The sequence below is a fragment of the Janthinobacterium sp. GW821-FHT03C08 genome (assembly GCF_059420905.1).
Genome location: NZ_JBWKUP010000001.1, coordinates 1 through 25,332 on the forward strand (window position 1 = coordinate 1; position 25,332 = coordinate 25,332).

Annotated in this window: 24 protein-coding genes; 10 read left to right on the top strand and 14 right to left on the bottom strand. The window is 63.1% G+C overall.

Annotation, left to right across the window (positions count from 1 at the left end; translation table 11 throughout):
• The first annotated feature begins 276 nt into the window (after positions 1-276).
• From AC07VL_RS00005 to AC07VL_RS00015, 3 genes are read left to right on the top strand one after another with little or no spacing between them, the layout of a single operon-like run.
• Positions 277-882 (top strand): NUDIX hydrolase, encoded by a 606-nt coding sequence (locus tag AC07VL_RS00005; protein ID WP_494804048.1) that lies wholly within the window; start codon positions 277-279, stop codon positions 880-882.
• Positions 883-894: 12 nt separating this feature from the next.
• The gene (aat, locus tag AC07VL_RS00010) at positions 895-1,611 is read left to right on the top strand and encodes a leucyl/phenylalanyl-tRNA--protein transferase (RefSeq protein WP_494804049.1); all 717 of its coding nucleotides are present in this window, start codon (positions 895-897) and stop codon (positions 1,609-1,611) included.
• A 60-nt stretch (positions 1,612-1,671) separates the two neighbouring features.
• Complete coding sequence (locus tag AC07VL_RS00015; protein ID WP_494804050.1) at positions 1,672-2,394, top strand: arginyltransferase; 723 nt, start codon at positions 1,672-1,674, stop codon at positions 2,392-2,394.
• A 75-nt stretch (positions 2,395-2,469) separates the two neighbouring features.
• Here the strand turns inward: AC07VL_RS00015 and AC07VL_RS00020 are convergent, their stop codons facing one another.
• Entirely contained in the window at positions 2,470-5,781 is a 3,312-nt protein-coding gene (locus AC07VL_RS00020) for a S41 family peptidase (protein ID WP_494804051.1), read from the bottom strand.
• Positions 5,782-5,964: 183 nt separating this feature from the next.
• On the opposite strand from AC07VL_RS00020, the gene AC07VL_RS00025 reads away from it, so the two are divergent.
• From AC07VL_RS00025 to AC07VL_RS00035, 3 genes are all read left to right on the top strand, one after another.
• Positions 5,965-7,014, top strand: coding sequence for a quinone-dependent dihydroorotate dehydrogenase (locus AC07VL_RS00025; RefSeq protein ID WP_494804052.1), 1,050 nt, complete (start codon positions 5,965-5,967; stop codon positions 7,012-7,014).
• Entirely contained in the window at positions 7,014-8,060 is a 1,047-nt protein-coding gene (locus AC07VL_RS00030; protein ID WP_494804439.1) for an aldo/keto reductase, read from the top strand. Before AC07VL_RS00025 ends, AC07VL_RS00030 begins: the two co-directional genes overlap by 1 nt.
• Positions 8,061-8,357: 297 nt before the next feature.
• Complete coding sequence (locus AC07VL_RS00035) at positions 8,358-10,769, top strand: TonB-dependent receptor plug domain-containing protein (RefSeq protein ID WP_494804053.1); 2,412 nt, start codon at positions 8,358-8,360, stop codon at positions 10,767-10,769.
• A gap of 78 nt (positions 10,770-10,847) precedes the next feature.
• Here AC07VL_RS00035 and AC07VL_RS00040 read toward each other — a convergent pair whose 3' ends face one another.
• Both AC07VL_RS00040 and AC07VL_RS00045 read right to left on the bottom strand, forming a co-directional pair.
• Positions 10,848-11,405, bottom strand: a complete 558-nt coding sequence (locus tag AC07VL_RS00040) for a PEP-CTERM sorting domain-containing protein (protein ID WP_494804054.1) — start codon at positions 11,403-11,405, stop codon at positions 10,848-10,850.
• Between the two features lie 260 nt (positions 11,406-11,665).
• Positions 11,666-12,502, bottom strand: coding sequence for an aldo/keto reductase (locus AC07VL_RS00045; RefSeq protein WP_494804055.1), 837 nt, complete (start codon positions 12,500-12,502; stop codon positions 11,666-11,668).
• Between the two features lie 111 nt (positions 12,503-12,613).
• Here AC07VL_RS00045 and AC07VL_RS00050 point away from each other — a divergent pair, with 111 nt between their 5' ends.
• Together AC07VL_RS00050 and AC07VL_RS00055 are read left to right on the top strand one after the other, a co-directional pair.
• Complete coding sequence (locus AC07VL_RS00050) at positions 12,614-13,225, top strand: DUF2185 domain-containing protein (RefSeq protein WP_494804056.1); 612 nt, start codon at positions 12,614-12,616, stop codon at positions 13,223-13,225.
• Positions 13,222-13,581 (top strand): MmcQ/YjbR family DNA-binding protein, encoded by a 360-nt coding sequence (locus tag AC07VL_RS00055; RefSeq protein WP_494804057.1) that lies wholly within the window; start codon positions 13,222-13,224, stop codon positions 13,579-13,581. The genes AC07VL_RS00050 and AC07VL_RS00055 overlap by 4 nt, the downstream gene beginning before the upstream one ends.
• On the opposite strand, the gene AC07VL_RS00060 is transcribed toward AC07VL_RS00055, so the two are convergent.
• The 8 genes from AC07VL_RS00060 to AC07VL_RS00095 form a co-directional block, all read right to left on the bottom strand.
• Positions 13,578-14,510 (bottom strand): CysB family HTH-type transcriptional regulator, encoded by a 933-nt coding sequence (locus AC07VL_RS00060; protein ID WP_494804058.1) that lies wholly within the window; start codon positions 14,508-14,510, stop codon positions 13,578-13,580. The two genes, AC07VL_RS00055 and AC07VL_RS00060, sit on opposite strands and share 4 nt — an antisense overlap.
• 12 nt (positions 14,511-14,522) lie before the next feature.
• On the bottom strand, positions 14,523-15,593 hold the full coding sequence (locus tag AC07VL_RS00065; RefSeq protein ID WP_494804059.1) for a sulfate/molybdate ABC transporter ATP-binding protein: 1,071 nt from the start codon (positions 15,591-15,593) through the stop codon (positions 14,523-14,525).
• Positions 15,594-15,595: 2 nt separating this feature from the next.
• Positions 15,596-16,522 carry a sulfate ABC transporter permease subunit CysW gene (gene cysW / locus AC07VL_RS00070; protein ID WP_494804060.1) on the bottom strand — a complete coding sequence of 309 codons (927 nt, stop codon included), beginning with the start codon at positions 16,520-16,522 and terminating at the stop codon, positions 15,596-15,598.
• Positions 16,522-17,388: a sulfate ABC transporter permease subunit CysT gene (cysT, locus tag AC07VL_RS00075; RefSeq protein WP_494804061.1), complete on the bottom strand. Its 867-nt coding sequence runs from the start codon at positions 17,386-17,388 to the stop codon at positions 16,522-16,524. The genes cysW and cysT overlap by 1 nt, the downstream gene beginning before the upstream one ends.
• A 175-nt stretch (positions 17,389-17,563) precedes the next feature.
• The gene (locus AC07VL_RS00080; RefSeq protein ID WP_290608117.1) at positions 17,564-18,202 is read right to left on the bottom strand and encodes a peroxiredoxin; all 639 of its coding nucleotides are present in this window, start codon (positions 18,200-18,202) and stop codon (positions 17,564-17,566) included.
• A 51-nt stretch (positions 18,203-18,253) separates the two neighbouring features.
• Entirely contained in the window at positions 18,254-18,820 is a 567-nt protein-coding gene (locus AC07VL_RS00085; protein WP_494804062.1) for an RBBP9/YdeN family alpha/beta hydrolase, read from the bottom strand.
• Between the two features lie 44 nt (positions 18,821-18,864).
• Positions 18,865-19,869 carry a sulfate ABC transporter substrate-binding protein gene (locus AC07VL_RS00090; RefSeq protein ID WP_494804063.1) on the bottom strand — a complete coding sequence of 335 codons (1,005 nt, stop codon included), beginning with the start codon at positions 19,867-19,869 and terminating at the stop codon, positions 18,865-18,867.
• A gap of 130 nt (positions 19,870-19,999) precedes the next feature.
• A complete protein-coding gene (locus tag AC07VL_RS00095; RefSeq protein ID WP_494804064.1) occupies positions 20,000-20,383 on the bottom strand; it encodes a diacylglycerol kinase in 384 nt (127 codons plus the stop codon).
• A gap of 154 nt (positions 20,384-20,537) precedes the next feature.
• Here AC07VL_RS00095 and AC07VL_RS00100 point away from each other — a divergent pair, with 154 nt between their 5' ends.
• The gene (locus AC07VL_RS00100; protein WP_034785179.1) at positions 20,538-21,317 is read left to right on the top strand and encodes an IclR family transcriptional regulator; all 780 of its coding nucleotides are present in this window, start codon (positions 20,538-20,540) and stop codon (positions 21,315-21,317) included.
• A 153-nt stretch (positions 21,318-21,470) separates the two neighbouring features.
• Here the strand turns inward: AC07VL_RS00100 and pbpG are convergent, their stop codons facing one another.
• From pbpG to AC07VL_RS00115, 3 genes are all read right to left on the bottom strand, one after another.
• The gene (gene pbpG / locus AC07VL_RS00105) at positions 21,471-22,544 is read right to left on the bottom strand and encodes a D-alanyl-D-alanine endopeptidase (RefSeq protein WP_494804065.1); all 1,074 of its coding nucleotides are present in this window, start codon (positions 22,542-22,544) and stop codon (positions 21,471-21,473) included.
• A 177-nt stretch (positions 22,545-22,721) separates the two neighbouring features.
• A complete protein-coding gene (locus AC07VL_RS00110; RefSeq protein WP_494804066.1) occupies positions 22,722-23,441 on the bottom strand; it encodes a nitroreductase in 720 nt (239 codons plus the stop codon).
• A gap of 24 nt (positions 23,442-23,465) precedes the next feature.
• A complete protein-coding gene (locus tag AC07VL_RS00115) occupies positions 23,466-24,383 on the bottom strand; it encodes a DMT family transporter (RefSeq protein ID WP_494804067.1) in 918 nt (305 codons plus the stop codon).
• A 350-nt stretch (positions 24,384-24,733) separates the two neighbouring features.
• Here AC07VL_RS00115 and AC07VL_RS00120 point away from each other — a divergent pair, with 350 nt between their 5' ends.
• Positions 24,734-25,300 carry a phasin family protein gene (locus tag AC07VL_RS00120; RefSeq protein WP_494804068.1) on the top strand — a complete coding sequence of 189 codons (567 nt, stop codon included), beginning with the start codon at positions 24,734-24,736 and terminating at the stop codon, positions 25,298-25,300.
• The last annotated feature ends 32 nt before the right edge of the window (positions 25,301-25,332 follow it).

Below are 25,332 nucleotides of genomic sequence, written 5' to 3' on the forward strand. Positions count from 1 at the left end.
ACAGGATTTGAACCTGTGACCTTCGGGTTATGAGCCCGACGAGCTGCCAGACTGCTCCACCCCGCACAAGAATTATAAGGGCAAATGGGTGGCTTAGACAATAGCTATCTCAACTTCCAGTGCAATAGAGCCATTAAATTAAGTAGCACCTTAAAAACGTCGGCTCATTCCCGGCTGGCATTGTGTCCGCCCGTCACGCCACGGCGCATGCAATCGGTGTACAGTAAGCGTTACACTAGCGCCTTACCCGACACCATTCTTACCCTACGCCTGCCCATGAAATTCTGCTCCGAATGCGCCCATCCTGTCAGCCTGTCGATTCCGGAAGGCGACAACCGTCCGCGCTATGTGTGCGCCAACTGCGACGCCATCCATTACCAGAACCCGAAGATGGTGGTCGGCTCCATCCCCGTGTGGGAAGAGGATGGCCAGTTGCAGGTGCTGCTGTGCAAGCGGGCCATCGAGCCCCGCTACGGCTACTGGACCCTGCCGGCCGGCTTCATGGAAAACGATGAAACCACGTCAGACGCGGCCGAGCGCGAAACGGTGGAGGAAGCGGGCGCGCATATCGAGCTGGGTCCCCTGTTTTCGCTGCTCAACGTGCAGCGCGTGCACCAGGTGCACCTGTTCTACCTGGCGCGCCTGCGCGACCTCGATTTCGCGCCCGGCATCGAAAGCCTGGAAGTGCAGCTGTTTACGGAAGCGCAGATACCCTGGGACGACCTGGCCTTCCCCACCATCCGCGCCACCCTGGAACTGTTCTTCGCCGACCGCGTGAAAATCCGCGAAGGCGGCAGCTATGGCTTCCATACGGGCGACATCACGCGTCCGATGGCGCGCCCCGATGCCGCTGCCGATGCCGATGCCGAACACACTGCCTGAGCGCGCCGCCGCATGATTCCCTGGCTCGACATCCACACGCCGTTCCCCGACGTCTCGCGCGCCCTGACCGGCGAAGCGCCCGGCCTGCTGGCGGCCGGCGCCGACCTGTCGCCCGCGCGCCTGCTCGACGCCTACAAGCACGGCATCTTCCCCTGGTTTTCCGAGGGCCAGCCCATCCTGTGGTGGAGCACCGATCCGCGCATGGTGCTGATGACGGACCGCTTCAAGGTGTCCGACAGCCTGGCCAAGGCGATCCGCAAGGTCGAGCGCAGCGCCGCCACGGACGGGCGCTGGCAGCTGCGCTTCGACGGCGACTTCGAGGCCGTCATGCGCGCCTGCGCGGCGCCGCGCAAGGACGGCCCGGGCACGTGGATTTCGGACGAGATCATCGCCGGCTACACGGGCTTGCACGCGCTGGGCTACGCGCACTCGTCGGAATTGTGGCTGGACGGGGAACTGGTGGGCGGCGCCTACGGCGTGTCGATCGGGCGCATGTTCTATGGCGAATCGATGTTCGCCCGCGTCACGGATGGCTCGAAGATCGCGCTGGCGCACCTGGTGCGCTTTTTGCAGGCGCGCGGCGTGGCCATGATTGACTGCCAGCAAGAAACAAAACACCTGGCCTCGCTGGGCGCGGCGCCCATTTCGCGCGCGCGTTTCCTGGCCCACCTGCGCGTCGCCATTGAAGCAGCGCAAATCACCGACTGGCAGGCTGCAACCGCCGCCTAAAAAAGCTATGATATCTCCAGGCAGACTACCCTTGCCGCGGCCAGACCAGACAGGACCAGCATGACGCACCTGAACGAACTACCGTTTGCCACCCTGCAGTTCTACACGACGGCGCCCTACCCGTGTAGCTACCTGGACGACCGCCAGGCCCGCTCGCAGGTGGCCACGCCTTCGCACCTGATCAACAGCGACGTGTATTCGGAACTGGTGCGCAACGGCTTTCGCCGCAGCGGCATTTTTACCTACCGCCCGTATTGCGACGGCTGCCAGGCCTGCATCCCCGTGCGCGTCGTGACGCAATCGTTCACGCCCAACCGCAACCAGCGCCGCGCCTGGAACCGGCACGCCGACCTGCAGGCGGGCGTGGCCACCCTGTCCTTCCTCGACGAACACTACGAACTGTATCTGCGCTACCAGAGCACGCGCCACGCGGGCGGCGGCATGGACCAGGACAGCCGCGACCAGTACGCGCAATTCCTGCTGCAAAGCCGCGTCAACACGCGCCTGGTGGAATTCCGCGATCCGGACGGCACCCTGCGCATGGTCAGCATCATCGACGTGCTGGCCGACGGCCTGTCGTCCGTCTACACCTTCTTCGATCCGGACGTGGCGGGCGCCTCGTACGGCACCTACAACGTGCTGTGGCAGATCGCCCAGGCGCGGGAACTGGGCCTGCCCTACATCTACCTGGGCTACTGGATCGAACAAAGCCCGAAGATGGCGTATAAAATCAACTTCAAGCCGCTGGAAGCGCGCATCAAGGGGCAGTGGGTGGTGATGTAAATAAAACCCGACGGTGAAGGGCCGTGGTCGGCCCCTGAGGGTCCGACCACGGTCTTTGCAATGGGGTTTCCGTTCTTATTTACTCTTGTCCGGGAACGCCGGACGTGCAGGCCGCACGGGCGGATTCTTCGCCAGTTCGGCCTGGATCACTTCGATCGCCTTTTCCAGCTGCGGATCGCGGCCCGCGATGACGTCGGCCGGCGTTTGCTCGACTTCGATATCGGGCGCCACGCCTTCATTTTCCACACCCCAGCCGTTTTCGCGCGTCCAGAAGGCCAGGTTCGGCGCCGTGATGAAACCGCCGTCCATCAGCACGGGGAAGCCGAGGATGCCCACCAGGCCGCCCCACGTCGTCTTGCCGATCAGCGGACCCATGTTGTTCTTGCGGAACATCCACGGCAGCAGGTCGCCGCCCGAGCCGGCCGTCTCGTCGATCAGCATGGCGCGCGGCCCCTGGATCGAGGCGGACGGCGTCTTCATGTCGGCGCCGTAGCGCATGGTCCACCAGGCGATTTCCTTCTTCTGCAGGATCTCGATGTAGTAATCGGCCACGCTGCCGCCGCCATTGAAGCGCTCGTCGACGATGATGGCCTGCTTGTCCGCCTGCGGGAAGAAATAGCGCTTGAAGTAGGTGTGGCCCAGGCCCGCCGTATTGGGCACGTACACGTAGGCCACCTTGCCATTGGTGGCCGCATTGACCTTGCGCATATTGCCTTCGATCCAGTCGCGGTTGCGCAGGGCATCCTCGCTGGGCACGGGCACCACGGTAATGGTGCGCGCGCCCTTGCCGTCGGCCGACGGTCCCACGGTCAGGTCGATGGCCTTGCCGGCCGTGTTCTCGAAGGCGCTGTACAGGTTCGTCGGCGGCGCCAGCGGACGGCTGTCGACGGCCAGCAGGTATTCGCCCGCCTGCACGTTCAGACCCGGCTCCGTCAGCGGCGCGCGCAGTTCCGGGTTCCAGTTCAAGCCGCCGTACACTTTCTTGAAGCGGTAACGGCCGTTGCTCACCTCGTAATCGGCGCCCAGCAAGCCGCCCGGCACCTTCTTGGCATCGATGAAATCATCGCCGCCGCCGCCCCGGTGGTGGCCCACGGCCAGCTCGCTGCACATCCACTGGATCAGCCGGTTCAAGTCGGCGCGGCTGGACAGCTCGGGCAGGAAGACGGCGTACTTGTCGCGCATGGCCTTCCAGTCCACGCCGTGCATGCCCGGGTCATAGAAATAGTCGCGGTTGATGCGCCACACCTCGTTGAAAATCTGCGTCCACTCCGCGCGCGGGTCGGCCTTCACTTCGATGGCATCGACCTTGATCTTGCCTTCGCCGGGCGCCAGCAGCTTGCCCGTGGCGGACCCCATGGCCCAGTTATCCTTGTGGCGATACAACAGCTTCTTGCCATCGGCGGAAACGTCGAAGTCGTCCGCGTCGGCCACCACGGTTTCCGCCTTGCGTTCCTTCAGGTCGAAGCGCTGCAAGGCCTTCTTGCCATCGCTTTCGCGCAGCAGGAAGATCTGCCCGGCGGCGCCCGCCTCCAGCCGGGAGAACTGCGCGGCCGGCAGCGGCAGGTCGACGATGCGCGTGGCGATGCCGTCGAAGTCGATGTGGATGGGCGCCACGGGAGCCACCGTGACTTTCGGGTCGTCGCGCCCCGTCTTCGGATCGATCTTCGGCTCGCTCTTCGCTTCCGTTTCCGCCTTGGCCGTGTCTTTCCTGCTCTCCGCGCCGGCGGCCTTTTCCTCGTCGCTTTCCTTGATCAGGGGCGATGGCAGGTCGCGCCGCAGCACGGCCATCCACACCGTGCGCGTCACCAGGTTGTCCGTGTTCTGCTGCGAGAACCAGTTGTTGCTGGGGCCCGCATTCGTCGAGGCGAAGAAGTACAGGTATTTGCCGCTCTTGTCGAACACGGGCTGGGCCACGTCGGACAGTCCATCGGTGACGGGCATCGACTTGTTCTGCTCGATGGAATAGATGTAGGCGCTGCGCGTGTAGGTGGGCGAATTGAGCGTGTAGGCCAGCCAGCGCGAATCGGGCGCCCACGAGGCGCGCATGCTCTTGTCCACGCCATACATAGGTTCGGTAGCGACCTTCTGCACCTTACCCGTGCCGACGTCGATCACGTACAGGCTCCAGCCATTGTCCGCAAACGCGATCTTTTTGCTGTCGGGCGACCACACGGCGTTGTCATAGAAGCCGCTGCCATTGAGCTTGAACTTGCGCACCGCGCCCTTGCCGTCCTGGGAGCGCACATGCAGCTCGTACTCGCCCGATTCGTCCGAGAAGTACGCGACGGAGCGGCCATCGGGCGACCAGTTGGGCGAGCGCTCGTTGGCGCCCGGCGTCTGCGTCAGGTTGCGCACGTCGCCCTTGTCGGCGGGGATGGTGACGATCTCGCCGCGGTACTCGAACGCCACGCGGGCGCCCGATGGCGAGATCGAAGCGTCGCGGATGTATTTCGCATTCTTCACCCAGCGCGGACGCGACTGCCCCAGGTCGCTGGCCACGCCGATGGTCAGCTTGTGCGCCTGGCCGCTGGCGATGTCGAAAGCGTGCAGGTAGCCGGCCTGCTCGTAGACGATGGTGCCGTTCGCGGCCGACGCGTTGAGCACGGGGAAATCCTTGTGTTGCGTCAACTGGCGCACGGCTTTCGTCTTCACGTCGTAGGCAAACAGGTTGAACTCGCCGTTGCGGTCCGAGCGGAAGTACACGGTATCGCCCAGCCACATGGGGTCGACGTCGTTCGAGCGCGTGGCGGGCTGGGGGATCTTCTCGATGGATTTATTGGCGGAAGAGAACAGCCACAGCCAGGAATTGGTGCCGCCCCGGTAATGCTTCCACTGCTTGAAGGCGGGCATCAGCGGGTTGTAGGCGATGTGCTTGCCATCGGGCGAATACGTGGCGCGCGAGGCGTTCGGGATTTCCAGCTGGGTTTCCACGCCGCCCGCCACGGGCACCGTAAACAGCTTCTGGAAGCGGTTGTTGAAGGCGGCGCGGGGCGAGGTGAACATCACGGCCTGGCCGTCCGGCGTGAACGCTTGCGCCAGATCAACGCCAGGGTGGAAAGTCAGGCGGCGCGGCACGCCGCCCGCCGCCGCGATCACGTACACGTCGACATTGCCATCGATGTTCGCGCTATACGCGATCAGGCTGCCATCGGGCGAAAACACGGGATTGGACTTGTCGCCCAGGTCGGACGTCAGGCGCCGCGCGCCGCCGCCGTCCAGGTTGGACAGCCACAGGTCGCCCGCATAGATGAAGGCGATGTGGCGGCTGGAGACGGCCGGTTCGCTCAGCATGCGGGTGTCCGCGGTATTGGGCAGGGCCAGGGCCGGGTGGCTCAGCAGCAGTGCGCTGGCGGCCGCGATGGCGGTCAGGATGCGTGTCTTTTTCAATCGATGTCTCACTTATGATGTAAGGAAGCAGAGGATGTCAACAGTCGTGGTCGGACTCAATGTTGCTTGAGGCCAATGACAACTATACACCGGCGCCGTTGCGGAACACGGTAAAATACCGGCAATTACATAGCCGGCCGCCAGCCCTTCCCGGCGGCTTGCACACCTACTCAAAGCGCCCCCATGTCTGAAAAACTCCTGTACTCCCTCGCCCGCCCTCTGCTGTTTTCCATGGATGCCGAAGCGGCCCACCATTTCACCCTGCCCGCCCTGAAACGCGCCAGCGCGCTGGGCCTGACGAAGCTGGCCGGCAAGCCGGCGGCGGACCCGCGCACGGTGATGGGCATCACCTTCCCCAACCCGGTCGGCCTGGCCGCCGGCCTGGACAAGGATGGCGCCTACATCGACGCGCTGGCCGACCTGGGCTTCGGCTCCATCGAAGTGGGCACCGTCACGCCGCGCGCGCAGGCGGGCAATCCGCAACCGCGCATGTTCCGCCTGCCGCAGGCGCAGGGCATCATCAACCGCATGGGTTTTAACAATGGCGGCGTGGACGCGTTTGTCGCCAACGTGCAGGCGTCGAAGTTCTACCAGAACCGCGCCGGCGTGCTGGGCCTGAATATCGGCAAGAACGCCGACACGCCCATCGAACGGGCGGCCGACGACTACCTGCTGTGCCTGGAAAAAGTCTACCCCTACGCCAGCTATGTGACGGTAAACATCTCCTCGCCGAACACGAAGAACCTGCGCCAGCTGCAGGGCGCGTCCGAGCTCGACGCCCTGCTGTCGCAATTGAAGGAAGCGCAGGCGCGCCTGGCAGACAAGCACAAGCGCTACGTGCCGCTGGCCCTGAAGATCGCGCCGGACATGGATGGCGAACAGGTGAAAAGCATCGCCGACTCGCTCACGCGCCACCAGATCGACGGCGTCATCGCCACCAACACGACCCTGTCGCGCAGCGCCGTGGAAGGCATGCCGCATGGCGCCGAAGCGGGAGGATTGTCGGGCGCGCCCGTGTTCGAACTGTCGAACACGGTCATCCGCCTGCTGAAGGCGGAACTGGGCGACGCCCTGCCCATCATCGGCGTGGGCGGCATCATGCAGGGCAGCGATGCCGTGGCCAAGTTCGAGGCGGGGGCGCAGCTGGTGCAGCTGTACAGCGGCCTGATCTACGCCGGTCCCGCCCTGATCAAGGATTGCGCGCGCGCCCTGCGCGGCCGGCAAGCGCAATGATCGCCAGGGTCAAGCTGGGCAGCAGCAGCCTGGAAGTGAGCAAAATCTGCCTGGGCACCATGACCTTCGGCGAACAGAACAGCGAAGCCGAGGCGCACAGCCAGCTCGACTACGCGCTGGAGCGGGGCATCAACTTCATCGACACGGCGGAGATGTATCCCGTGATGGCCAGCGCGCAGACGCAGGGCAGCACGGAGCGCTACATTGGCAGCTGGCTGAAGAAAAGCGGCCGGCGCGGCGACATCGTGCTGGCCAGCAAGGTGGCCGGGCCGAACTCGCGCATGCACTGGATACGCAAGGGCAAGACGGACCACGACGCGGTCAACATCCGCGCCGCCGTCGAGGACAGCTTGCGCCGCTTGCAGACGGAGCACATTGACCTGTATCAGCTGCACTGGCCCAGCCGCAACCTGCCCATCTTCGGCGCCAGCGTGTACGACCCGCGCAAGGAGCACGCCTGCGTCGCCATCGAGGACACCCTGGCCGTGCTGGGCAAGCTGGTCGACGAGGGCAAGATCGGCCACATCGGCGTGTCGAACGAATCGTCGTGGGGCGTGTCCGAATGCGTCAAGCAGGCCGAGCTGAAAGGCTTGCCCCGCATCGCGTCCATCCAGAACCTGTACAACCTGACGGCGCGCCATTTCGAGACGAGCCTGCTCGACGAGACCTGCCACCGGGAAAATGTCAGCTTGCTCGCCTACAGCCCCCTGGCCTTCGGCCAGCTGACGGCGAAATACCTCGACGACCCGCAGGCCCAGGGCCGCCTGACGCGCTTCCCGGCCGGCTGGAGTCCCCGCTACGTGCGCCCCGCTACCGTCGAGGCGGCGCGGCAGTACGCGGCACTGGCGCGCGCGCACGGCATGACGCCGGCGCAACTGGCGCTGGCCTGGTGCTATACGCGCTGGTTCGTGGCCGCCACCATCATCGGCGCCACCAGCGTCGAGCAGCTGCGGCAGAATATCGACGCCCACGAGGTCCGCCTGTCGCCGGAACTGGTGGCGGCCGTCGACGCCATCCACGCCAGCCTGCCCAATCCGGGACAGTAGGCGGCGTATCCGCCGGGCGGGGCAAGGCACCGCCCGACGACCAACTCACACCCGCATAGTCGTATTTATACAACAACACGCAATTTACTGCAGTGCAGCATTGCGGCTTTGCCGTGCCCGGTCGTATGCTGGAAACGAGGCCATATGCGTTACGCGCGCCGTTTTGATGTGTATCAGATATTTATTGCATATCGATAGACAGAACTATTCGTAAGCACGCCGTTCGCCCGCTGCTAAGCTGTTTTCGTCAGCGGACCGCCATGGTCCGCGCCTACACTAACCGAAGAGATATTGTCGATGAGTTCAAGCACCGCCCGCTCCCAGATTTCCGCCCTCCCCGTGAAAACCGTCATCGCCGCCAGCCTGGTCGCCTGCTTCAGCCTGCCGATGCAGGCGCAAGCCCAGCAGGAATTGCCCGCCGAAGGCGAACTGCAATCGGTAGTGGTCACGGGCACTTTCGCCAAGAACCGCCGCACCATCGATTCCGAATCGCCGATCGACATCCTCACCTCGCGCGACCTGCAAAGCACGGGCTCGGGCGAGCTGGCCACCGTGCTGAGCCGCCTGCTGCCATCGCTCAACTTTGCCCGCGCCACGGGCGCCGACGCCAGCGACGCCGTGCGTCCGGCCCAGCTGCGCGGCCTGTCGCCCGACCAGACCCTGGTGCTGGTGAACGGCAAGCGCCGCTATACCTCGGCCGTCGTCAACGTCAACGGTTCGCTGGGCCGCGGCTCGGCGCCCGTCGACCTGAACGCCATCCCGCTGGCCGCCATCGACCACGTGGAAGTGCTGCGCGATGGCGCGGCGGCCCAGTACGGCTCCGACGCGATCGCCGGCGTGATCAACATCATCCTGAAAAAAGGCGCGGCCGGCGGCGACGTGGAAGTGGCCTATGCGCAAACGCAAGAGCATGACGGCAAGCAGAAAAGCATCAAGGGTTCGGCCGGCTTCAAGCTGGGCGACGACGGCTGGGTGCGCATCTCGGCGGAAGTGGCCGACCGCGACCCGACCAACCGCGCCGGCGCCGACTTCCGCAATCCCCTGGAACCGCGCTACGGCAAGGTCAACCAGCGCTACGGCGATGCGGAAAGCCAGCCGGCGACGCTGTTCCTCAACAGCGAATACCACATCAACGACAATGTCGACTGGTATGCCTTCGGCAACTACGGCAAGCGCGACACGTCGGCCGCCGCCACCTGGCGCACCGCCTACAATGGCACGGCGCTGCGCACGCCCGTGTACCCGGAAGGCTTCCTGCCGCTGCAAAACAGCACCCTGACGGACCAGTCCATCGTCACGGGCTTGCGCGGCGAAGCGGCCGGCTGGCGCTGGGATGCCAGCCTGAACTACGGCAGCAACAAGTTCGAGCTGGACCTGGACAACACGATCAACCTGTCGATCGGCACCCTGGGCGCGGACAGCCCCACGCATTTCTATGCCGGTTCGCTGAAAAACGAGCAGACCGTGTTCAACCTCGACGCGGCGCGCGAATTCCCTGTCGCCGCCTTCTCCGGTCCCCTGACCGTAGCCGTCGGCGCGGAAGCGCGCCGCGAGAAATACAGCATCGGCGCCGGCGATGAAGCATCGTACATCGGCAGCGGCTCGCAAGGCTTTGCCGGCTTCCGCCCTGCCAACGCGGGCAGCCATTCGCGCCACAATGAATCGATCTATGTGAACCTGGAAGCGGAAGTGACGCACCAGCTGTCCGGCGGCGTGGCCCTGCGCCATGAGCGCTACAGCGATTTCGGCAGCACCACGTCGGCCAAGGGTTCGGCGCGCTACGCCTTCACGGATGCGCTGTCCCTGCGCGGCACCATGTCGAGCGGTTTCCGCGCGCCATCGCTGGCGCAGCAGTACTACACCATCACCACCACCAACTTCCAGGTCATCAACGGCGTCAACACGCCGATCGAAACGGGCACCTTCGCCGTCAACACGCCGCAGGCGCGCGCCCTCGGCGCCCAGGACCTGAAGCCGGAAAAAGCCCGCAACTACAGCCTGGGCCTGCAATTCCAGCCGAACCGCAACTTCACCACCAGCGTCGACGCCTACCGCATCGACATCGACAACCGCATCCTGTTCTCGGCCAACCTGGCGCTGAACGACGCCCTGAAGGCCCAGCTGGCGGCGCAAGGCACGCCCGTGGGCGCGGCGCGCTACTTCACGAATGCCGTCGACACGCGCACGCAAGGCGTGGACATCGTCAGCACCTACCGCATCGATCTGCAGGACAAGGACCGCCTGGACTTCACCGTGGCCTACAATCACAACAAGAGTTCGGTGGAAAAAGTGGCCGACAACCCGGCCATCCTGACGGCCAACAACCTGAAGCTGATCGACCGCCAGACCATCGCGCGCGCCACCGTGGCGTCGCCGAAGGACAAGTTCAGCCTGGCCGCCGACTATGGCTTCGGCATCTGGAACGTGCACGGCCTGGTAACGCGCTACGGCAGCTTCACCGTGCCGCAAAACGATGTCAAGCTGGACCAGACGTATGACCCGCAGTGGGTGCTGGACGTGTCCGGCTCCGTCAAGCTGGGCAAGAACTGGCGCCTGGTGGCCGGCATCGACAATGTCACCAACCGCTACCCGGCGCAAGTGACGAGCGCAGGCAACCTGAACGTCGCCGGTACCCAGCCGTACAGCATCTTCGCGCCGAACGGCTTCAACGGCCGCTATTACTACGCCAAGGCTGGCTACAGCTGGTAAGCGGCAAGCCGCCTGCATGCAAAAAGCCCGGAGACGCGATGCGCCTCCGGGCTTTTTTTTCCTACCTGCGGCGCAGCGTCAGCCGCGGCGGCGGCGCGCCATGAAGCCCAGCATGCCCAGGCCCATCAGCAGCATGCCATAGGTGGCCGGTTCCGGCACGGCCGAGACGGAGCTGAAGGCGCGGAAATTGCTCAGGCCACGCGGCAAGTTGGCGATGCTGAAGAGCGTATTGGCGGCCACGGGGGTGTCCCAGTGGAACAGCAATTCGCCGCGGCCATAATGCACGGCCAGGTAATCAAAGCTGGAATTGACGGTGAAGGAACCGGACTTGCTGCTGGCCAGGTCGCCCTGGCTGGCAAACACGAGGGACCCGGTGCCGCTGGACGGCAGGCCGAACTGCGTATTGAGCAGGGTCGTGATGGCGGCCGCGCTTTGCGCGCCGGGCGGATTGGCGCCGTCATACACCCAGACGCTGGACGCCGCGACAGGGCCGTAGGTGACGCTGTTGCCGCCCACCGTGAAGCCGCTCTTGGCAGGATTGCTGATCTCCACCCAACTGGCCGCCTGGGCCAGCGGCGCCAGGCAAGCCGACACGCCGAGGCACAGTCCGAATACCGCATGTTTCGTCTTATTCATATATTTCCCCTTGATAACCATTCCAATAAAGCAATTATGTTATATTTTTTGTTATTTCTTTGCGACAGGACAAAAGATATCATCGAGGAAATTAAAATGCAATTAAAGAAACATCTTTTACCATTGGCATTTTCAATCGAACCCGGCCGTTTATCGGCCGGGCTGGCTATCACAGGGGCGCGGGAGCATGGCCCGCGCAGCCAGCCGCGCTGGCCAGCCCCCACGCCTGTTGCGAAATCACACAGGTAATCCTGCCGGGACTACAACTCGAGGTTGGTGTCGGGATCGCCGCCCTGCCGGTGCTCGCCGTCGAGCAGCGCCAGCGCCGCCAGGTCTTCCGTATCGAGCGCAAAATCGAAGATGGCCAGGTTTTGCCGCATGCGCGCCGGGTCCTGCGATTTCGGAATCGCCACCAGGCCATGCTGCACGTGCCAGCGCAGCAGGATTTGCGCGGCCGAGCGGCCGTGCTTGCCGGCCAGGCGCGCCACCGTGGCGTCCTGCAGCAAGGCGCCCCGTCCCAGCGGACTCCATGACTCGATGACGATGCCCTGCCGCGCATGCCAGGCGCGCAGCGCCGCCTGGGTGAAGTCCGGGTGCAGCTCGATCTGGTTGACGGCCGGCAACACGCCCGTCTCCGCCTGCAGGCGCTCGATGTGCGCGGGCTGGAAGTTCGATACGCCGATCGAGCGGATGCGTCCCTCCTCGCGCAGGCGGATGAAGGCGCGCCACGTGTCCACGTACAGGCCGCGCATGGGCAGCGGCCAGTGGATCAGGTACAGGTCGAGGTAATCCGTGCCCAGCGCGGCCATGGTGGCATCGAAGGCGCGCAGGGTGCTGTCGTAGCCGTGTTCGCTGCCGCGCAGCTTGCTGGTGATCGCCACCTCGCTGCGCGGCAGGCCGCTGGCGGCGATGCCGCGGCCCACGCCCGTTTCATTGCCATAGCGGGCCGCCGTGTCGATCAGGCGGTAGCCGCAGGCCAGCGCCGCCTGCACGGCCGCCTCGGCCTGCGCATCGTCCAGCGGCCAGGTGCCAAAGCCGATCTGCGCGATGCGCCGGCCATCGTTGAGGGGTAAATGGGGTATCGTTGCGTCCGTCATGCCTGTCCTTGATGAGAGAGAGGGAACGGCCATCATACGGCCTGCGCGCGCGGCGTGCTTTCAGGCGTGCGATCGGCTACCATGGGCTTTCTTTCCCGACGACGGATCACCATGCCCAGCTGGCACCTGGCCGACGCTGCCGAACTGGCAACGCGCCATCCCTACACCTTCTACAAATCGCCGCCCGCGGCCATCGCCCGGGTGCGCCCCGGCGACGTGGTCAAGCTGGTCTTCGCCTTCCACAGCGACGACCTGCAGGCGCCGGGCGCCGAGCGCATGTGGGTGCTGGTCGATACGGTGGAGGCCGGCGGCCAGTTCACGGGCAAGCTCGACAACACGCCCCGCCATATCCGGGATTTGCGGGCGCAGGACCCCATCGCCTTCGCGGCGCGCCACATCATCAACACGCAACACGACGAGGACGATAACCTCGTCAAGCGCTATGCGGGCCTGTGCTTCGTCACGAAGAGAGTACTGGAGGAGGGCGCGCCCGTCGGCTACCTGTACCGCGAGGAGCCGGACAACGCCGACGACAGCGGCTGGCGCTTCACGGCCAACGACGAAAGCGACGACTACATCAACGACAGCGCCAACGTGGTCCTCGTGTCGCTGGGCGCCGTGCTCAGCGTGGATGACCGTTTTATTGCGCTGCTGGACGCACCCGCCGGCGCGGCCTATGCCTTCGACCATAACACCCAACAATTCATGGCGGTTGACGAATGACAAGTGATGAACTGAAAGCCGCTTGCGCGGCCCTGCCCGGCGCGCAAGCCGTACTGTACGGCCCGCCGTCGAACATCCTCGTGTATGAAGTAGCCGGCAAGAAATTTGCCTATTTTAAAACCAGCATGCCCGAACAATGGCGCTTCAGCCTGCGCGCCAGCGCGGAGCGCTTCATCGAACTGACGGACATGCCGGGCGTCAAGCCGGCCCGCTACATGGGCCGCTTCCACTGGGTGACCATCGTCGACGTGGCGCGCTTCCCCGCCGATTACCTGACGGAACTGCTGCAGGATTCCCACGCGCGCGCCGTCGCCAGCCTGACGCGCGCGCAGCGGGCCGCGCTCGCGTCAGCCTAGAGCGAATCTTCGCCCGCCATGGCGCGGTCGATGTCTTCGCGCGTCAGGTCCGGCGCCAGCTGCAGGATGAATTCGTAGGCGTAGGCGCGCAGGTAGGCGCCGCGGCGCACGGCCAGGCGCGTCGTGTTGGTGGCGAACAGGTGCGACGCTTCCACGGCCCGCAGCCCCTTGTCGCGGCCATGATCAAACGCCATCGAGGCGACGATGCCCACGCCCAGGCCCAGCGCCACGTATTGCTTGATGACGTCCGAATCCATGGCCGTCAGGATGATGTCGGTGGCCACGCCCGCCTTGGCGAAGGCGTCGTCGATATGGCCGCGCCCCGTAAAACCCTTGTCATAGGTAATCAGCGGATATTTCGCCAGGTCTTCCAGGCGGATGGGCGAGTGCTCGAGCAGCGGGTGGCCGTCCGGCACGACGATCAGATGGCTCCAGCGGTAGCATGGGAACGACACGAGGTCGGGGAACTGGCTCAGGCCCTCCGTGGCGATGCCGATGTCGGTCTTGCCGGACAGCACCCATTCCGCGATATGTTCGGGCGCGCTTTGCTGTAGCGCAATGCGCACGTCAGGAAAGGCGGCGCGGAAGCTCTGCACCACTTTCGGCAAGGCATAGCGCGCCTGCGTGTGCGTGGCCGCCACGGACAAGGTGCCGCTGGTCTGACCGCTGTATTCGAGGCTGGCCTGCTGCAGGTTTTCCGCCTCGATCAAGAGGCGGTCGACGATCTTCAGGATGCCCTTGCCCGGCTCCGTCAAACCCGTCAACCGCTTGCCGTTGCGTTCGAAAATCACCACGCCCAGCTCGTCCTCGAGTTCGCGGATCTGCCGGCTCACGCCCGGCTGCGACGTGAACAGGGCGTTGGCCACTTCCGTCAGGTTATAGCCGCGGCGGGCCGCTTCGCGGATCGATCGCAGTTGTTGAAAGTTCATGGCTATCCTGTATTAAGTTCGGGTGGGTTCAACAAATACATGGAGGCGTTTCGGACGGACAACTAATGTCTCGCCCTCCTTCAGCTGCAGGTGGCTGAAGCGCTCGTTCGACATCACCGCTTCGATCAGTTCGCTGTTATCGACGCGCTGCAAGTCCAGCTGGGCCAGCGGGCCGATGGCATGCGCGCGGCTCAGCTTTACCACGATGCCTTCCGCGCCCTGCGTGTAGCGGTCGATTTCCAGGTCGTGCGGCCGCACATAGGCCGTGCCCTTGCTGTCGCTCACGCCCGCGTAGTCCGGCACCTCGAAGCTGGCGTCGCCCGTCGCCATCACGCCGTCATGCACGCGGCCATGGAACAGGTTGACGTTGCCCAGGAAACCGTAGACGAAGGGCGAGGCCGGGTGGTTGTAGACTTGCTCGGGGGAACCGAGTTGCTCGACGGTTCCCTTGTTCATCAGCACCACCTGGTCGGCCACTTCCAGCGCCTCTTCCTGGTCATGCGTGACAAAAATGCTGGTCACGTGCAGGTCGTCATGCAGGCGGCGCAGCCAGCGGCGCAATTCCTTGCGCACCTTGGCGTCGAGCGCGCCGAACGGTTCATCGAGCAGCAGCACGCGCGGTTCGACGGCCAGGGCGCGCGCCAGGGCGATGCGCTGGCGTTGTCCGCCCGACAGTTGCGGCGGATAGCGGTCGGCCAGCCAGTCCAGCTGCACCAGCTCCAGCAAATCTTTTACCTTGCGGCGAATCTGGTCTTCCGACGGGCGCTCGCTGTGCGATTTCACGCGCAGGCCAAACGCCACGTTCTCGAATACCGTCATGTGCTTGAACAGCGCATAGTGCTGGAACACGAAACCGACTTGCCGCTCGCGCACGTGGCGGTTCGACGCGTCTTCCGCGTCCAGCAGCACTTGGCCGCTGTCCGGGTGCTCGAGGCCGGCGATGATGCGCAGCAAGGTTGTCTTGCCGCAACCCGACGGACCCAGCAGGGCCGTCAGCTCGCCGGCGGGAAAGTCCAGCGAGATATTGTTCAGGGCGACGAAATCGCCGAAGCGCTTATTGATGTTTTTAACTGCGATGGTCATGATCAGTGCTCCGTGGAACGTAAGGCGGAATCGTCGGCGCTGCTTTCGTTCAAACGCCACTCAATGAAGGCTTTCAGGGCCAGGGTCACCAGTGCCAGCAAGGCCAGCAGGGAGGCGACGGCAAACGCGGCGGCGAAGTTGTACTCGTTGTACAGGATCTCCACCTGCAGCGGCATGGTGTTGGTTTCGCCGCGGATGTGGCCGGAGACCACGGACACGGCGCCGAACTCGCCCATGGCGCGGGCATTGCACAGGATCACGCCATACAGCAAGCCCCACTTGATGTTCGGCAAGGTGACTCTGCGGAAGGTGTTCCAGCCCGAGGCGCCCAGCACGATGGCGGCCTCTTCCTCTTCGCTGCCCTGCGACTGCATCAGGGGGATCAGTTCGCGCGCCACGAAGGGGAAGGTGATGAAGATGGTGGCCAGCACGATGCCGGGCACGGCAAACAGGATCTTGATGTCGTGCGCCTGCAGCCACGGGCCGAACCAGCCCTGGGCGCCGAACATCAGCACGTAAATCAGGCCGGAAATCACGGGCGAGACGGAAAACGGCAAGTCGATCAGGGTCAGCAAAATGCTCTTGCCGCGGAATTCGAACTTGGCGATGCACCAGGACGCGGCCACGCCGAATACGAGGTTCAGCGGCACGGCGATGGCGGCCGTGATCAGGGTCAACTTGATGGCGGAAATCGCGTCCGGGTCGATGATGGCGGCGATATACGCTTCCCAGCCCTTCTTGAACGCTTCCGCGAACACGGCCACCAGGGGCACGATGAGGAAGGCCGTCAGGAACAGCAGGGCGATGGTGATCAGGACCGTGCGCACCCACAATGGTTCGAGCACGACAGGACCGACATTCGGTTCGATGCGGCGCGCTTTTGGCAGCGCATCTTCCGCGTTGGCGACGGCAGTAATATGCGTACTCATTATTTCTTGCCCTTTCCGCGCGTCCACGCTTGCAGCAGGTTAATCGTCAACAGCAGCAGGAAAGACACCACCAGCATCACCACGGCGATGGCCGTGGCGCCTGCGTAATCGTATTGTTCCAGCTTGGTAATAATGAATAGCGGCGTGATTTCCGACACCATGGGCATATTGCCGGCGATAAAGATCACGGAACCGTACTCGCCCGTGGCACGGGCGAAGGCCAGCGCAAAGCCCGTCAGCAAGGAGGGCAAAATGGTGGGGAAGATCACGCGGGTAAATGTCTGCAGGGAATTGGCGCCCAGGCTGGCGGCCGCCTCTTCCAGTTCCTTTTCCGCGTCTTCCAGCACCGGTTGCACGGTGCGCACGACGAAGGGCAAGCCGATGAAGGTCAGCGCCACCACCACGCCCAGCGGCGTGAACGCCACCTTGATGCCCAGCACGCCTTCGATGAACTGGCCGAACCAGCCATTCGACGAATACAGGGCCGTCAGGGTGATGCCGGCCACGGCCGTGGGCAAGGCGAAGGGCAAGTCGACGAGCGCGTCGATGATGCGCTTGCCGGGGAACTTGTAGCGCACCAGCACCCACGCCAGGATGCCGCCGAACACCACGTTCAGCAGGGCGGCGATCAGCGAAGCGCCGAACGTCAGGCGGTACGACGCCATCACGCGGTCGGACGTGACGGCGTGGAAGAAGGCGTCCCATGTCATGGTGAAGGTTTTCAGGAACACCGACGACAGCGGAATGAGAACGATCAGGGCCAGGTAAAAGAGCGTGAAGCCCAGTGACAGCTTAAACCCCGGCATGACCCGAAACGGCGCGCCGCGCGCCTTGATCGGTGCTGCTGATGCTGATACTGCAGACATAGAAACCCCTTCTTATTACATTTTTGAGTTATAGGGTGCAATATTCACATGCAATCGTTATAAAAAGAACTAACCATTTCTCATTTGCTTAGATGGATTTTGCATACTTGGCGGCAGAATCTGCAGGCGAAAAAAAACGCACCGGCGAGGTGCGTTTTTATGAAAGTAGAAACTTTTATTTATTCGGCTGCGGCGTCAACCGGAGATATGGCTTTGCGGCCGTAAAGCCCTTCGGATATTTCTGCTGGATCACGTCCGGATCCTGCACGGTCAATGGAATGATGACGTCGTCGCCATCCTGCCAGTTGCCGGGCGTGGCCACGGTGTAGCCGTCCGTCAGCTGCAGGGCATCGATGACGCGCAGGATTTCATTGAAGTTGCGGCCGGTGCTCAGCGGATACGTGAGGATCAGGCGCACTTTCTTGTTCGGGTCGATGATGAAGACGGAGCGCACGGTGGCAGTGACGGACTGTTCCGGGTGGATCATGTCGTACAGCACGGACACTTTCTTGTCGACATCGGCGATGATGGGGAAGCCCACCACCGTGTTTTGCGTTTCCTCGATGTCCTTGATCCAGCTCTTGTGCGATTCGGCCGCATCGACGGACAGGGCGATGGCCTTCACGTTGCGCTTGTCGAATTCCGGCTTGAGCTTGGCCGTCAGGCCCAGTTCCGTCGTGCACACGGGCGTGAAGTCGGCCGGGTGGGAAAACAGCACCACCCAGGAATTGCCAGCCCACTCGTGGAACTTGAGCGGGCCGATGGAGCTGTCTTGTTCAAAATCGGGGGCGACATCGCCCAGGCGTAAGGTCATCGTGATCTCCTCATCAAATTGGGGTGATAGAACATAGTGCAGTGTAGTGTATCAAGCAGCCTGGCGGTGGCGGCGCTCCCCTTGCGCCAGATCAAACAGCGTCTGTAATTGGGCCTGGCCGTAAATCCAGTCGCCCAGGTTGGACTCCGCGTTGATATGGCCCAGGGCGCCGCCATCAATGTACTTGCAATTCCAGCGCCGCGCCCACTGCGTGGCGTGTTCGGCCGTCATCCACGGGTCCGTCTGGCTGGCGATCAGGATGCCGGGGCAAGGCAAGCGCTTCTGCGGCAAGGCTTGCGCCACGCCAAACTTGTCCGGGTCGGCCGGTCCCACCAGCAGCACGCCGGCCACGCCCTGCGGGTCGCGGGCCAGGCTGTGCGCCGTCGTCAAACAGCCAAAACTGTGGGCAACGATCAGGGTGGGACGGCTGTCCTGGCGCCGCACCCGGTCCAGGCGCGCCGACCAGGTGGCCAGGTCGGGAACGCTCCAGTCATCCTGCTCGACCCGCTCGAACTGCGGATACAGGCGCTGCCAGCGGCTCTGCCAATGCTCGGGTCCGCTGTTATGCAAGCCCGGCACGATCAGTACCCGGTAATCGGAAAAGCTGCGCAGCGCCATGATGGTTCCTTTTAGTAACGGTCTGGCAATCGTGCCATCCGGTATTACTTAGGTTGGTAGATCTGGTCGAAGATGCCGCCGTCGGCAAAGTGCGCCTTCTGTGCCGCCGTCCAGCCGCCCGCCACCTGTTCGATGGTGAACAGGTTGACCTTGGCGAACTGCGACGCGTATTTCTTCGCCGCCTTGTCCGTGGCCGGACGGTAGTAATTCTTGGCGATGATGTCTTGCGCTTCGTCCGTGTACAGGTAGTTCAGGTAAGCCTCGGCCACCTTGCGCGTGCCATGCTTGTCGGCAAACTTGTCGACGACGGCGACGGGCGGCTCGGCCAGGATGCTGACGGACGGCGTGATGATGTCAAACTTGGTCGGGCCCAGTTCCTTGACGGCCAGGTAGGCTTCGTTTTCCCAGGCGATCAGCACGTCGCCGATGCCCCGCTCGACGAAGGTGGTGGTGGCGCCGCGCGCGCCGGAATCGAGCACGGGCACGTTCTTGTACAGTTTGCCGAGGAAATCCTTGGCCTTCGCTTCGCTGCCGCCCGGCTGGCGCAGCGCGTAGCCCCACGCTGCCAGGTGGTTCCAGCGGGCGCCGCCCGAGGTTTTCGGGTTCGGCGTGATCACGGACACGCCCGACTTGATCAGGTCATTCCAGTCCTTGATGCCTTTCGGGTTGCCCTTGCGCACCAGGAAGACGATGGTCGAGGTGTAAGGCGAGCTGTTGTGCGTCAAGCGCTTTTGCCAGTCGGCCGCCAGCAGCTTGTGCTCGGCCAGGGCGTCGATGTCGTAGGCCAGGGCCAACGTCACCACATCGGCTTCCAGGCCGTCGATGACGGCGCGCGCCTGCTTGCCGGAACCGCCGTGCGATTGCTTGATCTTGACGTTGTCGCCCGTCTTGCCTTTCCATTCCTTGGCAAATGCCGTGTTCACATCCTGGTACAGCTCGCGCGTCGGGTCGTACGACACATTGAGCAGGGTGATATCGGCAGCCTGCGCCGTTTGCAGGAGGGCAAACGCGCTGATGGCGGCGGCAATGATGATTTTTTTCGACAGCATCTAAGATCCCCGTGTGGTTGAACTTTCAGAGCCACCAGATTACGGCGCCGCGGCCGCAAAGAGAACGAAGCGTTTCGCCGTTTGATATACATTTTTCGCATATGGACGGCGCGCAACGGGGATAAAGCAGTTAATAAAAGCGGTTGAACAGGACCACGGACCAGGTGGCGAAGGCCAGGATGCAGGTAAGCAGCACGGCGGCGCTGCCGAAGTCCTTGGCATTTTTCGACAGTGGATGGCGCTCCAGCGAGATGCGGTCGACCACGGCTTCCAGCGCCGAGTTGATGAGTTCGACGATCAGCACCAGCAGCAGCACGCCGATCAGCACGAGTTTTTCAAAGGCGGAGATGCGCAGCAGCAAGGCGATGACCGTGCCGACGACGAACAGGCCCAGTTCCTGGCGGAATGCGTGTTCATGGCGCCAGGCCGCCTTCAAGCCGTCCAGCGAGTAAAAAAAGGCAGCAAAAATGCGCTTCAGGCCGCTCTTGCTCTTGAATTCATTTACGGGTTGCATGGTTTTCCAGGGTGAGGCACGGGTGCAGTAAGGCCATTATGACGGCCGACATAGGGATTGTGACAATTTTTTCGCCGATTATCTCGGAACATTTCACTATTTTTTCACATCATGGTATAAAGATGCATGAATACTGCATTGCACCAAATCCATCATGAAAATTGAACCGGTCGCAGCTCCCAAGACGACGATCCAGGTGATCGAGCGCATGGTTGCCCTGCTCGATGCCCTGGCGAAATATTCTGACCCTGTCAGCCTGAAGGAATTGTCCAAGGTATCCGGGCTGCACCCCTCGACGGCACACCGCATCCTCAACGACATGGTGCTGACGCGCTTTGTCGACCGCATCGAACCGGGCACCTACCGCCTGGGCATGCGCCTGCTGGAACTGGGCAATGTGGTGAAAAGCCGCCTCAGCGTGCGCGAAGCGGCGCTGGATTTCATGCGCCAGCTGCACAAGAAAACCCAGCAGACCATCAACCTGTCCGTGCGCCAGGGCGACGAGATCGTCTACATCGACCGCGCCTTTTCCGAGCGCTCGGGCATGCAGGTGGTGCGCGCCATCGGCGGGCGCGGCCCGCTGCACCTGACGTCGACCGGTAAACTGTTCCTGTCCGTGGACGAGCCGAAGGCCATCCGCGCCTACGCCACGCGCACGGGCCTGGCCGGGCACAACAAGAATTCCATCACGGATCTGCAGAAACTCGAACGCGAGCTGAGCCTGGTGCGCGAACGCGGCTATGCGCGCGACAACGAGGAGCTGGAACTGGGCGTGCGCTGCATGGCCGCCGGCATCCGCGACGACTCAGGCAAGCTGATCGCGGGCCTGTCGATCTCGGCGCCGGCCGACCGCCTGCAGGATGAGTGGCTGGTGGACCTGGTGGAAACGGCGAACCAGATTTCCGTCACATTGGGTTATATCCCGCAAGACTGAGAACGCCTGACCAAACCTGCTGCGCGGCGCGCCTTGCGGCCTGCGATGCTCACTGGCTCGGCGCCCCCGCACGGAGTACGGTTGCGCTTCTTAGCCACAAATCACGACCGCTCGCAACGGTGTTGTCAGGCGTCGCGACGACAACTTTCTGCATTAACCACCAGGCAAGCTCATGTTGGATGGTTTCAAGGCTTCCAGCCACTTGCGCATGCGGCCCGCGTCGGCCGTACGCGACTGTTTCCCTTTGGAATCGAGGAAGACCATGATCACGGCCCGTCCTTCGATGACGGCCTGCATCATCAGGCAGCGTCCCGCCTCATTGATGAACCCCGTCTTCTGCAAGCCGATTTCCCAGCCCGGATTGGCCACCAGGTGATTCGTATTGCCGAACTGCATGGGCTGGCCGCTCGCTTCCACGATAGCTTTCGGGTCCGTCGAATACTGGCGCAGCAGCGGCTGCTGGAAGGCGGCCATGGCCAGCTTGCCCAGGTCGCGCGCGCTGGCCACGTTCATTTTCGACAGGCCGCTGGAATCGACGTAATGCGTATCCATCATGCCCAGCTGGCGCGCCTTGCTGTTCATGGCGTCGACGAAGGCGGGCAAGCCGCCCGGATAATTGCGGCCCAGGGCCGAGGCGGCGCGGTTTTCCGAGCTCATCAGGGCGATGTGCAGCATGTTGCCACGTGTTAATTGCGAGCCCACCTTCAGGCGCGAACTGCTGAACTTGGCGCGATCGACGTCGTCGTCCGTGATCGTCAGCACTTCATCCATGTCCTGGCGCGCTTCGACCACCACCAGGCCCGTCATCATCTTGGTGATGGAAGCGATGGGCAGGGCCACGTTGGAATTCTTTTCAAACAGCACTTCCGAATTGGCCTGGTCCAGCACCAGCGCCACGCTGGACTTGAGGTCGAGCGGATCGCGCGTCAGGTTCAGGCCCGCCAGGTCGCCCATGGTGGGCATAGGCGCGGCCATGGGTACGGCCACGCTGCTGACTTTCTGGTAGATGACCTTGCGCTTGCCGCGCACCATGACGACCCGGCGCACGGTCTTTTCGCGCGGCGCGGCCGTCGTGCCCTTGCGCAGCACGACTTTGACTTTCTTGGTTGTGTGTTTCTTGGAGGCTGAGGATTTGCCGTTTGCTTCCTTGGCGTGCACGGCCGCAGCCGGCGCCAGCGCAAACAGCAGGGAAGCCAGGACACCCAGCGCAAGTTTAAACTTAGCCATTCGATAATTCCCCGTGAAGCTGTTGCCTTATTGCAGTGTAGCGAAATGCAGAGTAATCGCAAGCCAATTTAACAGTTAGGACAGTATTTATTGCAGCAATGAAATACAAATCGTTGGTGGCGAGCAAACAAGCCCATCCTTGATTCCCTGTTTACTTGTGCAAATCGCTATAGATAACTAAGTGGCAATGAATTTAACAAAGCCGGCCAGCGGCTCGCGTTCCGTGCTCAGGCGGTTCTCGACCCTGTCCGGGTCGGCATGGCCGAGGGCCATGCCGCACACCACCATTTCGCTGGCGGGCAGGTCCAGTTCCTCGCGGATGATGTCATGGTAATGGATGAAGGCCGCCTGCGGGCAGGTGTCGAGTCCCCGCGCGCGCGCCGCCAGCATGATGTTCTGCAAGAACATGCCGTAGTCGAGCCAGGACCCCTGCTCCAGCACCCGTTCGATGGTGAAGATCAGGCCGACGGGCGCGTCGAAGAACTGGAAATTGCGCCCGTGCTGGGCCGCCATGCCGGCCGTGTCGCCCCGCTGCAGGCCCAGCAGCTGATACAGGTCCAGGCCGATCTTGCGGCGGCGCGCGATGAACGGCGCCGTCCACTGCCGCGGGTAATAGGTGTACGACGCCGTGCGGGCGGGCGCATCGGGCGCCGCCGGCGCCTCGTAGGCATCGAGGATGCGGCGCGACAGGCGCAACCGCGCCTCGCCCGACAGCACATACACTTTCCATGGCTGCATGTTGGCGCCCGAGGGCGCGCGCGCCGCCACTTCCAGGATGCGCGCGATGTCATCCTGCGCCACGGGCGTGGGCAAGAAGGCGCGGATAGAGCGGCGCGACAGGATGGCCGCATCGACGGCTTGCTGCGTCGACGGTGTTTCGAATGCTTGCTTGCTCACTACCCTGCTCTCCTGCTTGTTTCTTTATTTTTTAACCACGAACACCACGCCGACGACGGCCACCAGCATGCCGGCGATGCCCAGCATATTAAATGCTTCGCCAAACATCAGCCAGGCCATGACGGCCGTCGTGGGCGGCGTCAGGTACAGCAGGCCCGTCACTTTCGTGGCGTCGCTGCGGCGGATCAGGGCGAACAGCAGGAAGATGGCGCCGATGGACAGCACGAGCACCGACCACAGCAAGGCGCCGATGAAATTCGCCGTCCATTGCACATTGCTGAACTGCCAATCCAGGCCTTCGTAATACAGGGCGAACGGCAACACCACGACGATGGAGGCGGCAAACTGCACCACCGTGCCGGTGCGCAAGTCGAACTGGGGGCAGTGGCGTTTTTGATACATGGTGCCGGCCGTCATGGACAGCAGGGCAAACACGCACAGCAGCACGCTTTCCACCGTCAGGCCCACGAGGTTGATCTTCGCGTACACGACCAGGGCCACGCCCAGCAGGCCGAAAACCAGGCCCAGCCACTGGCGCGGCCGCACGGATTCGCCGATCAGCGGCGCGGCGCAGGCCGTCAGCACGGGCTGCATGCCGACGATGAGGGCACTCAAGCCCGCCGGCATGCCCAGCTTGATGGCGCACCAGACGCCGGCCAGGTAGCCGGCCTGCATCAGGATGCCGGCCACGGCGATCTGGCGGAACTGTCCCACGGGCCACGGCGCGCGCAACAACAGCACCAGCGGCAGCAGGATCACCAGCACGCCCAGGAAGCGCAGCAGCAGAAAGGTCAGCGGCGGCGCATATGGCAGGCCGAACTTGGCGACGATAAAACCTGTGCTCCATAACAACACGAAGAAAGCGGGCAAGGCCATCGGCGCCAGGGCGGCCAGGAAAGGAGCTTTGCCGCTGGCGCCAGCCGCGGCGGGAAGATTGGACATGGTATCAACTCGGGAAACGGGGTCGGCACCGGGGCGCTGCGCCAGTGCGGGAGGCAAAGTCTAGCATGCTGCGCCGCACCCGTCCCGAAAGGCGGGGAAATAACGGTTGAGGCTTAAACCATTAACACGCAGAAATCAAATATTTCTCTTTAGAAACAATGGTTTTTGATGCAAATCTATTCAATTGTTGCATCGCACAAGATTCGCTTGACTTCATTTTTTTTAACCGTAGAATAGGGTTTGTTGCGTTGCACAATTCTTGTTCAGCTTGAAAAATTTAGATTCACCTGCTTTCCCAAACGGTACACGCAGCATCAAATTAACCAGATTTCGATTTTTTGGAGATTTATATGTTTTCAATTCCTGAGCAGTTTTCGTCCGCTACCAAAGCCAACCTGGAAGCCCAATTCGCCCTGTTCTCGTCGCTGACGGGCAAGGCCTTCGAAGGCATCGAAAAGATCGTCGAACTGAACCTGACCGCTGCCAAGGCAACGCTGGAAGAATCGACGGCCGCCGCCAAGCAATTACTGTCGGCAAAAGACCCACAAGAATTCTTTTCGCTGAGCGCTGCGCAAGCCCAGCCTAGCGCCGAAAAAGCCATCGCCTACGGCCGTCACCTGGCAGCCATCACGTCGGGCACCCAGGCCGAGTTCAGCAAGGCAGCCGAGTCGCAAATCGCTGAAACCAACCGCAAGGTCATCTCGCTGGTGGAAGAAGTGACGAAGAACGCGCCAGCCGGCTCGGAAAACGCCGTCGCCATCCTGAAAACGGCCATCGGCAACGCCAATGCAGGCTACGAGCAATTCTCGAAAACCAGCAAGCAAGCCGTCGAAGCCATCGAAGCGAACCTGGCATCGGCCGTGAACCAGTTCACGCAAGCGGCTGAAAAAGTCGTGCCGCGCGCTGCCGCCAAGTAATTGCCAGCAAGGAGCGCCACGGCGCTCCCGTC

Coding starts and splice junctions, on each gene's coding strand:
- AC07VL_RS00005 (WP_494804048.1), top strand. CDS start 277: ATGAAATTCTGCTCCGAATGCGCCCATCCTGTCAGCCTGTCGATTCCG.
- aat (WP_494804049.1), top strand. CDS start 895: ATGATTCCCTGGCTCGACATCCACACGCCGTTCCCCGACGTCTCGCGC.
- AC07VL_RS00015 (WP_494804050.1), top strand. CDS start 1,672: ATGACGCACCTGAACGAACTACCGTTTGCCACCCTGCAGTTCTACACG.
- AC07VL_RS00025 (WP_494804052.1), top strand. CDS start 5,965: ATGTCTGAAAAACTCCTGTACTCCCTCGCCCGCCCTCTGCTGTTTTCC.
- AC07VL_RS00035 (WP_494804053.1), top strand. CDS start 8,358: ATGAGTTCAAGCACCGCCCGCTCCCAGATTTCCGCCCTCCCCGTGAAA.
- AC07VL_RS00040 (WP_494804054.1), bottom strand. CDS start 11,405: ATGAATAAGACGAAACATGCGGTATTCGGACTGTGCCTCGGCGTGTCG.
- AC07VL_RS00045 (WP_494804055.1), bottom strand. CDS start 12,502: ATGACGGACGCAACGATACCCCATTTACCCCTCAACGATGGCCGGCGC.
- AC07VL_RS00050 (WP_494804056.1), top strand. CDS start 12,614: ATGCCCAGCTGGCACCTGGCCGACGCTGCCGAACTGGCAACGCGCCAT.
- AC07VL_RS00055 (WP_494804057.1), top strand. CDS start 13,222: ATGACAAGTGATGAACTGAAAGCCGCTTGCGCGGCCCTGCCCGGCGCG.
- AC07VL_RS00060 (WP_494804058.1), bottom strand. CDS start 14,510: ATGAACTTTCAACAACTGCGATCGATCCGCGAAGCGGCCCGCCGCGGC.
- AC07VL_RS00065 (WP_494804059.1), bottom strand. CDS start 15,593: ATGACCATCGCAGTTAAAAACATCAATAAGCGCTTCGGCGATTTCGTC.
- cysW (WP_494804060.1), bottom strand. CDS start 16,522: ATGAGTACGCATATTACTGCCGTCGCCAACGCGGAAGATGCGCTGCCA.
- cysT (WP_494804061.1), bottom strand. CDS start 17,388: ATGTCTGCAGTATCAGCATCAGCAGCACCGATCAAGGCGCGCGGCGCG.
- AC07VL_RS00080 (WP_290608117.1), bottom strand. CDS start 18,202: ATGACCTTACGCCTGGGCGATGTCGCCCCCGATTTTGAACAAGACAGC.
- AC07VL_RS00085 (WP_494804062.1), bottom strand. CDS start 18,820: ATGGCGCTGCGCAGCTTTTCCGATTACCGGGTACTGATCGTGCCGGGC.
- AC07VL_RS00090 (WP_494804063.1), bottom strand. CDS start 19,869: ATGCTGTCGAAAAAAATCATCATTGCCGCCGCCATCAGCGCGTTTGCC.
- AC07VL_RS00095 (WP_494804064.1), bottom strand. CDS start 20,383: ATGCAACCCGTAAATGAATTCAAGAGCAAGAGCGGCCTGAAGCGCATT.
- AC07VL_RS00100 (WP_034785179.1), top strand. CDS start 20,538: ATGAAAATTGAACCGGTCGCAGCTCCCAAGACGACGATCCAGGTGATC.
- pbpG (WP_494804065.1), bottom strand. CDS start 22,544: ATGGCTAAGTTTAAACTTGCGCTGGGTGTCCTGGCTTCCCTGCTGTTT.
- AC07VL_RS00115 (WP_494804067.1), bottom strand. CDS start 24,383: ATGTCCAATCTTCCCGCCGCGGCTGGCGCCAGCGGCAAAGCTCCTTTC.
- AC07VL_RS00120 (WP_494804068.1), top strand. CDS start 24,734: ATGTTTTCAATTCCTGAGCAGTTTTCGTCCGCTACCAAAGCCAACCTG.